The organism is Mycobacterium sp. (assembly GCF_032161845.1).
Lineage (GTDB): Bacteria > Actinomycetota > Actinomycetes > Mycobacteriales > Mycobacteriaceae > Mycobacterium.
Genome location: NZ_JAVRQA010000479.1, coordinates 1 through 10,775, shown reverse-complemented (window position 1 = coordinate 10,775; position 10,775 = coordinate 1). Strand labels below are relative to the sequence as shown.

General features: G+C 65.9%; 9 protein-coding genes. 8 read left to right on the top strand and 1 reads right to left on the bottom strand.

From position 1 onward, the window contains the following. A partial coding sequence (locus QOD90_RS26065) for a transglutaminase family protein (protein ID WP_526354527.1) occupies positions 1 to 2,539 on the bottom strand: 2,539 nt, incomplete at its 3' end. A gap of 225 nt (positions 2,540 to 2,764) precedes the next feature. Here QOD90_RS26065 and QOD90_RS26060 point away from each other — a divergent pair. From QOD90_RS26060 to QOD90_RS26025, 8 genes are all read left to right on the top strand, one after another. Next, entirely contained in the window at positions 2,765 to 3,580 is an 816-nt protein-coding gene (locus QOD90_RS26060; protein ID WP_526354526.1) for a DeoR/GlpR family DNA-binding transcription regulator, read from the top strand. Next, positions 3,577 to 5,094, top strand: coding sequence for an FGGY-family carbohydrate kinase (locus QOD90_RS26055; protein WP_526354524.1), 1,518 nt, complete (start codon positions 3,577 to 3,579; stop codon positions 5,092 to 5,094). The genes QOD90_RS26060 and QOD90_RS26055 overlap by 4 nt, the downstream gene beginning before the upstream one ends. 23 nt (positions 5,095 to 5,117) lie before the next feature. Then, entirely contained in the window at positions 5,118 to 6,425 is a 1,308-nt protein-coding gene (locus tag QOD90_RS26050) for an ABC transporter substrate-binding protein (RefSeq protein ID WP_526354522.1), read from the top strand. 61 nt (positions 6,426 to 6,486) lie between these two features. Continuing rightward, positions 6,487 to 7,338, top strand: coding sequence for a carbohydrate ABC transporter permease (locus QOD90_RS26045; protein ID WP_526354529.1), 852 nt, complete (start codon positions 6,487 to 6,489; stop codon positions 7,336 to 7,338). 8 nt (positions 7,339 to 7,346) lie between these two features. Further along, positions 7,347 to 8,162 (top strand): carbohydrate ABC transporter permease, encoded by an 816-nt coding sequence (locus QOD90_RS26040; protein WP_526354520.1) that lies wholly within the window; start codon positions 7,347 to 7,349, stop codon positions 8,160 to 8,162. 21 nt (positions 8,163 to 8,183) lie between these two features. Further along, a complete protein-coding gene (locus QOD90_RS26035) occupies positions 8,184 to 9,284 on the top strand; it encodes an ABC transporter ATP-binding protein (protein ID WP_526354518.1) in 1,101 nt (366 codons plus the stop codon). Continuing rightward, positions 9,281 to 10,054 carry an SDR family NAD(P)-dependent oxidoreductase gene (locus tag QOD90_RS26030; protein WP_526354516.1) on the top strand — a complete coding sequence of 258 codons (774 nt, stop codon included), beginning with the start codon at positions 9,281 to 9,283 and terminating at the stop codon, positions 10,052 to 10,054. Before QOD90_RS26035 ends, QOD90_RS26030 begins: the two co-directional genes overlap by 4 nt. 46 nt (positions 10,055 to 10,100) lie before the next feature. Then, positions 10,101 to 10,775, top strand: a 675-nt coding sequence (locus tag QOD90_RS26025; protein WP_526354514.1) for a BtpA/SgcQ family protein, incomplete at its 3' end; no start/stop codon positions are given.

Genomic DNA, 10,775 nt, shown 5'->3' with positions numbered 1-10,775 from the left:
CACGGGCGCTGTCCGGGCTGTAGAGCTTGTCGATGCAGAACTCCGCGCGGTGGGTGTTGCCGGTGATGTCGGTCAGAAGGTGACGCAGCGCCCGGTCGGAGATCCACGGCGCGACGCCTGCGGAGCGACCAGGTGACGGAGCGATGCCTGCGGAGCGACCAGATGGCAGCTCAGCCGCCTCCAAATCGCTTGTCAGCCGGTCGATCTCGGCGAAGGCGATCTCGAGCTCATACAGCGAGTCGATGCGCCCCTCGTCGACCCGCGGCGCCTGCGAGGTGGTGCCGATGAATCGTCCGGAGAACAGGTATGACAGGGCCGGGTGCCGCTGCCAGTACGTCAGCATCGACACCAGCAGGTCCGGCCTACGCAGCATCGGCGATTCGGCTGGGCTGATACCGCCGAGGGTGATGTGGTTGCCGCCGCCGGTGCCGCCGTGGGTGCCGTCGAAGTCGAACGACTCGGTCGACAGGCGTGCGAGCCTTGCTTGCTCGTAGAGGGTTTCGAGTTGTTCGCGTTGGGCGGCGAAGCTGACCGTCGGCGCAACGTTGACCTCGATGACACCGGGGTCGGGCGTCACCGACATGGACGTCAGGCGTTCGTCCGGCGGCGGACCGTAGCCCTCCACCACCAGGGGGCAGTCGGCCTTCGCGGCGGCTGCCTCGAGGCGCGCGACGATGTCGATGAAGTGCTCGAGTTCCTCGGTCGGAGGCAGGAAGACGTAGAGCACTCCGTCGCGAACCTCGGCGACCATCGCGGTGACGGGTGCACCGTCGGCCTCGTCGACCTCGGCGTCTGGCTCGGAATCGGCTGGGCTGTCACTCATCAGCTTGCCGCGAGGTGCGAGCGGGTCGGCGTCGTGCGACGCACGGGGCGGCTGCCAGTTGATCGCATCCAGCGGTAGGCGCAGCCCGGCCGGTGAGTCACCCGACAGCAACACGATCCGGCCCCTGCGGAGCCGCCAGTCCGAACTCGCCCACCCGGACTCGTCCTCGCGACGGTGCAGTGGCAGCACGTAGGCGCTCGGCTCGGTGGCCGATTCATCCAGCCGGGCCAACAGTTCGGCTCGGGCGTCGGGGGTATCGGCCGCGAGGTCGTCGGCACCGACCACCGGATCACCCGCGGGCTGGCGCAAGGCGGCGGCCAGCCGACCGAGGGCGTCTTCGTACGCGGGCCGGACTTGGGTAGCCGGCAGTCCCAGCTCAGCGGCGACGGCACCCAGGACGTGAAGACCCGCTTCGGGCGCCACGGGATCGCTCTTGGTCTTGGCCCACGGGTCGGCAAGCAACGCTTCGTTGGCCCAGAGCGGCTGCCCATCGGCCCGCCAATGCAGACCGATCTGCCAGCGCGGCAACGGTTCTCCGGGATACCACTTGCCTTGCGAACGTTGCACCAGGCCCTGCGGCGCCCAGATCGCCTTGAGCTGGGCGGCAAGTACCGAGGCGCGTTCACGCTTGTGCGGCCCGTCGGCGTCGGTGGTCCACTCGGGATCGACCTGATTGTCGACCGACACGAAGGTCGGCTCGCCACCCATCGTCAACCGGACGTCACCGGCGGCCATCCGCGCATCGACGGCAGCACCCAGTTCGACGATGGAGTCCCACGCGGCAGGCGTGTAGGGCAGCGTGACACGCGGGTCCTCGTGCACGCGGGTGACGACATTGGAGAAGTCCAGCGTCACCTCGCAGGGTTCGGTGGCACCGGTGATCGGTGCGGCCGAGGCCGGATGCGGCGTCGCCGACAGCGGAATGTGTCCCTCCCCTGCGAACAGCGCGGAGGTGGGGTCGAGCCCGATCCAGCCGGCCCCTGGGATGTATACCTCGGTCCAGGCGTGCAGATCGGTGAAGTCCGCGACGGGCCCGGACGGTCCGTCCAGCGCCTTGACGTCCGAGGTGAGCTGGACCAGGTACCCCGACACGAAGCGGGCGGCCAGGCCCAGCTGGCGCAGCACCGACACCAGTAACCAGGCCGAGTCGCGACAGGACCCGATGGCGGTCTGCAGGGTGTGGTCCGGCGTCTGCACACCGGGTTCCATGCGCACGCTGTAACCCACGTCGGCGTTGATCGCTCCGTTCAGCGCGACGAGGAAGTCGATGGTGCGCGTGCCGGGGCGAACGGAGAAGTTCCTTACCCAGTCCTTGGTGAGCTCACCAGGGCCGGAGCCCTCGTCGTCCTCGTCGACCGGCCGCAGATAGGGCTTGAGATCCTCCAGCAGCGCCTTGGGATACGAGAACGGCCACCGCTCCGCGAAGTCTTCGATGAAGAAGTCGAAGGGGTTGATGACCTTGAGGTCGGCGATCAGGCCGACGGTGATCGTCAGCTCGCGGGTGCGGCTGGGGAACACCAGCCGGGCCAGGAAGTTGCCGAACGCGTCCTGTTGCCAGTTGACGAAGTGATCGGCGGGCTCGACCTGCAGCGAATACGCCTCGATCGGAGTGCGCGAGTGCGGCGCCGGACGCAGACGGACGACGTGTGGATGGACTTCTACCAGTCGGTCGAACGTGTAGCTGGTGCGATGCTCCAGCGCCACCTTGATTCCCATAGACGTTGATCCCACCACACCCGTCACTCACCCGCAGGGGGCGCGTAGCCCATGGCGCGACCACACGCTGGCCGTTCCGACCCATTGCCCGTTCATCTTCCGCTAAACGTGGACGCGCCACACGATTCTGTTGTAAATTCACAGTGCACCCACCTGAGATGTTCCCGAAAACCGGAAAGCGGAGTTCATCGCTGTGAATTTTCCACAACGCGCCTGGATTTGAGAATGGACGCAAAGACCCGCAGGGATCACATCGAGGAGCGCATCCGCGTCGAGCGTGAAGTCGGTTACGCCGAGTTGGCCGCCGCCTTCGAGGTGTCCGAGATGACCATCCGACGGGACGTGGAGGCGCTGGAGACGCTCGGCGTGGTCCGACGGGTGGTGGGTGGCGCCATCGCGCTGAAGGGCAAGGACAACGAACCCTCATTCGAGACCAGGGTGGCCGACGCCGCTGAGGAGAAGCGCCACATCGCCGACGCGGTGGCGGACCTCATCGGTCCTGGCGAAACCCTGATCCTCGACTCGGGCAGCACCGCCCTGGCCGTCGCGCAGTCCCTGCGTGGTCGTCGACTCGGCCTGACGGTCCTGACCCCCAGCGTGCTCGCGGCGCTGGAGTTGGTCGACGAGGAGGACACCACCGTCGTGCTCACGGGCGGCGAGTTGCGCCCTGGCGAATTGAGTCTCATCGGTCCGGCAGCCGAAGACACCCTGGCCAACTACAACTGCGACACGTTCGTGATGGGCGTCGCCGGCATCGACGGCAACCGCGGCATCTCGGACTACCACCAGGCCGACAGCCGGGTAAAGCGTGCGGCGAGCAAGCGCGCAGACCGGGTGATCGTGGCTGCCGATCAGAGCAAGCTCGGTCGGGTCACGTTCACCAGCATCGCCGCGCTTGCAGACATCCACGTGATCATCACCGATGGCGACCCCGAGCACCCGACGCTGGTCGCCGCCCGCGAGGCGGGGGTCGACGTCATCTGCGTCGCCGGTATCGATTCGGCTGCGGAGTCGGGGCAGGGCCAGGCGGGCTCGGCGTGAGCACCCACACGATCGGGATCGACATCGGCACCACTGGCACCAAGACCGTGCTGTTCGACCCGGAACGCGGGATCGTCGCCCAAGCCTCTCGCGAGACGACACTGCACTCACCGGGCCCCGGATTCGCCGAGGCCGACACCGCTCAGTGGCACCAGAACGTGATCGAGTCCATCCGAGAGATCCTGACCACCAACGATATTCGCGGTGATGCCGTGGCTGCGGTGGCGGTGTCGGGCATGGTGCCTGCGGTTGTGCCGATCGACGAGCGGGGCAACCCGTTACGCCGCGCGATCCTGCAGAACGATGCCAGAGCGCACCGCGAGGTCTTGGAACTGGCGCTGGCGCTCGAAGGCGTCGACCTGGTGACGATGACGGGCTCGGCCCTGACCCAGCAGTCGGTCGCGCCGACCACGGCGTGGCTGCGCACTCACGAACCCGACGTCTACGACCGCACGGCGCACTACGTCGGCTCCTACGACTGGGTGCTGACGGCTCTTGGCGCAGACGTTCACGTCGAGCAGAACTGGGCACTCGAGTCGGGGCTGTTCACCATCGACGGAGACGTCGCGACGCCGGTCGTCGCGGCCGCGGGGCTCGATCGGCGCACCCTCGCCCCCGTCCATCGACCCGGTGCCAAGGTCGGCGAATTAAGCGGCGCAGCAGCGGATTCCACCGGCCTGCTGGCGGGCACCGCGCTGATCGTCGGCGGGGCCGACCACGTCCTGTCGGCGTTCGCGGCGGGGGTGAACGAGCCCGGTGACGCACTGGTGAAACTCGGCGGCGCCGGAGACATCCTGGTCGCCAGCGACACCCGGGTGGTCGACGAGAGGCTGTACCTCGACGCTCATCCCGTCCCCGGGCATTGGTTGCCGAACGGCTGCATGGCCACCAGCGGCAGCCTGATTCGCTGGTTTCAGGGCCTCGTCGGTGGTGTCGAGCTCACCGACCTCGACGACGAAGCCGTCGTCACCGCCCCGGCGCAGGTGCTGTGCCTGCCGTACTTCCTTGGCGAGAAGAGCCCCCTCCACGACCCCGACCTGCGCGGCGTATTCGCCGGCATGCACCTCGGCCACGGCCGCGCCGACCTGTATCGATCGGTGCTGGAGGCCATCGCGTTCGGGTTCCGGCACCACGTCGACGTCTTCACCGACATCGGCATGCCGCCGAGCCGGGTGATGATCACCAATGGCGGGTCCAAGTCGACACTGTGGAAGCAGATCCACGCCGACGTGCTCGGCATCGAGATGCGCCCCGTCCGAGGCCATCCCGGCGCCTCCCTCGGGGCGGCGGTGATCGCCGCGATCGGGGTCGGCGCGCTCGACGACTGGTCCGATGCCGCCCGCTTCGTCGCTCTCGATCCGCCGGTCGTTCCCGATCCGACCCGGCGGGCGGTCTACGACGACGCCTATCAAAACTGGCGCGACCTCGGCGCAGCAGTGACGCCGATATCCCACGCGATGGCAAGAAATAACCGACAAGAATCTCCAGAAGTGAAAGGAACTGTGCCGCAATGAACACCAAGAAGCCTACGAAGAAAATGACACCCCGGCGGAGGCGGCGGTTCCTTGCCGCACCGGTATTCGCACTCCTGGCCGCACTCGCATTGTTCATCAGTGCCTGCGCGGGCAGCGGCGGCCCCGAACAGACCAAGGCGACGGGCACCGGCGCGGTCGGCAAGGACGTATCGGGAACCGTCCGCATCCTCATGGAGAACGTGCCGGACTCATACATCGTCAAGGCGATGGTGCCCGACTTCAACAAGGACTATCCGAACGTCAAGGTCGACATCGAGACACTGACCTACGACCAGATGCGCGACAAGCTGGTGTCGTCGTTCCAGTCGTCATCGCCCACCTACGACCTGATCATCGTGGACAACCCGTGGATGGTGGACTTCGCCAAGGCAAAGTTCCTGCAGCCATTGGACTCTCGCATCGACAGCACTCCCGACTATGACGCCGCCGACTTCTTCAAACCTCTTACCGACATCACGACCGTCGACGGCGTTCACTACGGCGTGCCGTTCTACAACTACGCGCTCGGATACCTCTACAACACCGACGATATGACCGCGGCCAAGCTGCCCGTGCCCACCACACTCGACCAGTTGGTCAGCACCTCGAAGGCGTTGAAGGCCGGTGACCGCGCGGGCATCGCCATGCAGCCGCAGCGTGGCTACAAGATCTTCGAGGAGTGGGGCAACTGGCTGTTCGCCGCGGGCGGCTCGATCTACGACGGCAACGGCAAGCCCACGCTGAACACGCCGGAGGCCAAGCAGGCCCTGAACGCGTACATCGACACCTACAAGACCGCCGCGCCGCCGAACAGCCTGAACTGGGCCTTCGACGAGGCGTTCCGCTCGGTGTCCAGCGATCAGGCGGCCTCGATGATCAGCTACAACTGGAACCTGCCCGCACTCAACGAGCCAGGGTCGGGACCGTCGGCGGGCAAGTACAAGCTGGCGCCGATCCCCGGCGGCAAGCAGGTTCTCGGCTCGTGGAGCTGGGCCATCCCCACCAATTCCGGTGCCTCCGACGCGGCGTGGGCGTTCGCGTCCTGGCTCACCTCGAAGGCACACGACGTCCAGCGCACCGAGAAGGGTGGCGCCGCGATCCGGCAGAGCACCCTGCAGGACCCTGCGGTGCTGAATGGCCCGCTCGGCGCCGACTACTACAAGACGGTCGAGCAGATGCTCGGCAACGCGTCGCCACTGAGCCAGGGCGCCAGCGGCGAGGAGATGATCCAGGCCGTCGGCACCGAACTCAACGAGGCGGTGGCAGGCACCAAGAGTGTCGACGACGCGCTGGCCGCAGCGCAGGCCGCCGCAGAGAAGATCCAAGGCTAGCCCGTCCCCCGGGGATATCCCACATGAAGCCGACCACCCCACCAAGGGAGCGATGAAGACCATGAAGTTCAAACACGGCATGGTCGCCCCCCTCGTCGCGCTCTTCGTCGGGGTGGTCGGCTTCCCCCTTGGTTACGCGTTCTATCTGAGCGTCACCGACTACAAGCTGACCAGTCACGGCACACCAAGACTGGTTGGCGCGGACAACTACCTCGCCACCTTGGGCGACGGCGAGTTCTGGCAGGCCTTCGGCACCACGGCGATCTTCGTCGGCGTGGCGGTCGGCCTGGAACTGCTGATCGGTCTGGCCATCGCGCTCGCCTTGCAGAAGCAGCGCTGGGCAAGCGATCTCACGCGTTCGATGCTGCTCGCGCCGATGTTCATCACCCCGATTGCCGTCGGGCTGATATTCCGATTCCTGCTCAACGACCAGATCGGCGCCATCCCGCATCTGTTGCACGCCATCGGCTTCGACTACGACTTCTTCGGTCCGGGCCGCGCCCTGTTCACCCTCGCCTTCATCGACGTCTGGCAGTGGACGCCGTTCATGGTGCTCCTGCTGCTCGCAGGCCTCGAGTCCATACCGAAGGAGCCACTCGAGGCGGCCAGGGTCGACGGCGCGGGCGGCTGGTACGTACTGCGACGGGTGACCCTGCCATTGTTGGCGCCGGTGCTCGTGGTGGCGATTCTGTTGCGCTGCCTGGACGCGATGAAGGTCTTCGAATACGTCTTCGCGACCACCCGCGGCGGGCCGGGCACCGAGACCCAGACACTGCAGTACTTCGTGTATCAGACCGGTATTCAGTTCTTCCGGCTCGGCTCCGCGTCGTCCATGGCCTTCGTGGTTCTTCTGGTCGTCCTGACGATCATCGTCATTGCGTTCCGCCGCATGGAGAAGGCCAAGCAGTCGTGAGGAATGCAATGGCTGAGTCCAGGGCGCTGACCATCTGCCGGGTTGCCCTGTTGTGGGCGGCGGGCATCTCAGTGCTGTTCCCGGTGGCATGGATCGCCCTGGCCAGCCTGAAGAGCCCCGAGCAGCTGAATGACCCGTTCCTGCTGTCCTTCACGCCAACGTTGGCCGCTTGGCGCAACGTGCTGGCCTCCGGAATCCTCGAAGCAGCGGGGCGAAGCGCCACCGTCGCACTCACCACCGTCGGCATCAGCATCGTGGTCGGCAGCATGGGCGCCTATGCCATCGCCCGCTTCCGGGCGGGCGGCACCGCGACCAGGTTCGGGATGCTCGCCGCGCAGGTGCTCCCGCCGGCGGTACTGGTGTTCCCGTTCCTGACCATGGCCTACGCACTTCGCCTCAACGACACCCTGATTCCGGTGATCTTCGCGCACCTGAGTTTCGTTCTTCCCGTAGTGACCTGGTTTCTCATCGGGTTCTTCGAGGCAGTGCCCCGCTCGTTGGAGGAGCAGGCCCAGGTCGACGGCTTCACCCGGTTCCAAGCGTTCCGCCTCGTCGTGCTTCCCCAGGTGTTCCCCGGCATGGGAGCAGCCGCAATCTTCGGCTTCACACTGTCGTGGAACGACCTGTTCTACGGCTTGATCCTGGCTCCCGGCAAGGCAGCCATCCTGCCAGTGGCCATCGCAGGCTTCAACACGTTCCGCGGCGTTCAGATCGGCTCGATGAGCGCCGCCATCCTGATCGCCGTCGTCCCCGTCGTCATTGCGAGCTTCTTCATTCAGCGCAGGTTGGTGCAGGGCATCAGCGGCGGCGCGGTGAAGTTCTAGAAGGTAGGTCACTCACCACTCATGGCAATAGTCCGATTCAGAGATGTCAACAAGGCCTACGGCTCGATCTCCGTGGTCAGCGACCTGAACCTCGAGCTGTCCGACGGTTCGTTCACCGTTCTCGTCGGCCCGTCCGGCTGTGGCAAGTCGACGTCGCTGCGGATGCTCGCCGGCCTCGAATCGGTCAGCTCCGGCACCATCACGATCGGCGATCGCGACGTGACCCATTTGCAGCCACGTGACCGTGACGTGGCCATGGTGTTCCAGAACTACGCGCTGTACCCACATCTCACCGTGCGGGAGAACATCGCCTTTCCGCTGCGTGCCGCGAAGGAACCTCGCGCCGATGCGCTCAAGAGGGCCGACGCCGTCGCCGATTCCCTGGGGCTCTCGAAGCTGTTGGCGCGCAAGCCAAAGGACCTCAGCGGTGGTCAGCAGCAGCGGGTGGCCATCGGCCGGGCGATCATCCGCGAGCCGTCGGTCTTCCTGTTCGACGAGCCGCTCAGCAATCTCGACGCGAAACTGCGCGTCGAGACACGTACCGAGCTGCTTCAGATTCAGCGCCGCCTCGGGATCACCTGCCTCTACGTCACACACGATCAGGAAGAGGCGATGACGCTGTCGGACCGGATGGTGGTGATGCGCGACGGCCGCGCCGCACAGATCGGCACGCCACTGGAGGTGTACGACGCACCGGTCGACACCTTTGTCGCCTCGTTCGTGGGGAGTCCAAAGATGAATCTCATCGACGGAGATCTGACCGGCGAGACATTTACCCTGCCAAGCGGATTCGCATTGTCCCTCGAGCAGTCGGTCGCCCGCGGCGCCGTGACGCTCGGGATCCGGCCCGACGACCTGGTGCCCACCGCCGCCGACGGGGCCGACGCGACCGTGAAGCTCGTCGAACTGCTGGGCCCGCGGGCGATCGTCACCATCGATGCCAGGGGCACCGAGCTGACCAGCGTCGTCGAATCCTCGCGGATGTCCGGAATCACCGAAGGCTCGAAGGTCGCGTTGACGGCCCGACCTGGTGCCGTGCACGTCTTCGACAGTCAGACCGGCCAACGCAAAGTCGGCACCAGCCAAGAGAACACGATCGACGGGAACCAAGTACACAGATGACGAAGACAGTTGTGGTCACCGGCGCGGGTTCCGGTATCGGGCGTGCCATCGCGACGACCCTCGCCGAACGGAGCTGGCAGGTCGTGGTCACCGATATCGACGGTGAAGCCGCGCATGACGTCGCCACATCGCTTCAGGCGGACACCGGAGTCAAACACGAATCAGCGATACTCAACGTCAGCTCGCCTGCCGATGCGGCGACGGTCGCGTTCGACGTGACCGACCGGCTCGGGCTCGACGCCTGGGTCAGCAATGCGGGCATCTCGTTCATGCACAGCTTCCTCGACGCACCCATCGCACGCTACGACCAGACGATGGACGTCAACCTCAAGGGCGTCTTCGTGTGCGGTCAGGCCGCCGCAAGGGCGATGGTGCGAAGCGGAACGGCGGGTGCGATCGTCAACACCGCCTCGATGGCGGGCAAGCAGGGCCGCGTGCCGTTCCTGTCCGACTACGTCGCATCCAAGTTCGGCGTCGTCGGCCTCACCCAGGCCATGGCATACGAACTCGGCGAACACGGCATCACCGTCAACTGCGTCTGTCCCGGCTACGTCGAAACACCCATGCAGTCAAGAGAACTCGAGTGGGAGGCGCAGCTGCGCGGCATCACGACCGACGGTGTTCGCACCATGATGATCGAGGACACCCCGCTGCGACGACTCGAGCAACCCGAGGACGTCGCCCGTTCAGTCGCCTTTCTCCTGTCGGACGACGCCCGCTTCATCACCGGAGAGGCACTGGCCGTCAACGGCGGCGCCTACATGGACTAGCCACCGAAATGACCTGCCCCACAACACCACCGAGAAAGGCACAACCGTGACAACCACCTGGCTCGACGAGGTCTTCAGCGTCAGAAAACCCGTCATCGCCATGCTTCACCTCTCCGCCCTGCCTGGCGATCCCGGGTACGACAGCACTGGTGGGATCGCCGCCGTCGTCGCACGTGCGCGCGAAGAACTCGACGAACTGCAGGCCGGTGGCGTGGACGGCGTGATGGTCTCCAATGAATTCAGCCTGCCGTATCTGACCAAGACGGAACCAATCACCGCGATCACGATGGCCAGGATCATCGGCGAGCTCCTCCCCGCGTTCGAGGTCCCCTACGGTGTGAACGTGTTGTGGGATGGCCAGGCATCGATTGATCTGGCCGTCGCCACCGGCGCGAAGTTCGTCCGCGAGATCTTCACCGGCGTCTACGCCAGCGACTTCGGCCTCTGGGACACCAACATCGGGGAAGTGGCGCGTCACCGTGCGCGCGTCGGTGGAGCCCACGTCAAGCTGTTCTTCAACATCGTCCCCGAGTCGGCGACGTATCTCGCGGTTCGAGATCTGGCAGCCATCACCCGTACGACGGTCTTCGCCACGCTGCCGGATGCGATCTGCGTATCCGGTGCGACGGCCGGTTCGCCGACGGATTCCGAGGCGTTGCGCGTGGTGAAATCCGCGGCGGGCGCGGTACCGGTGTTCGTGAACACGGGTGTGCGGGCTGAG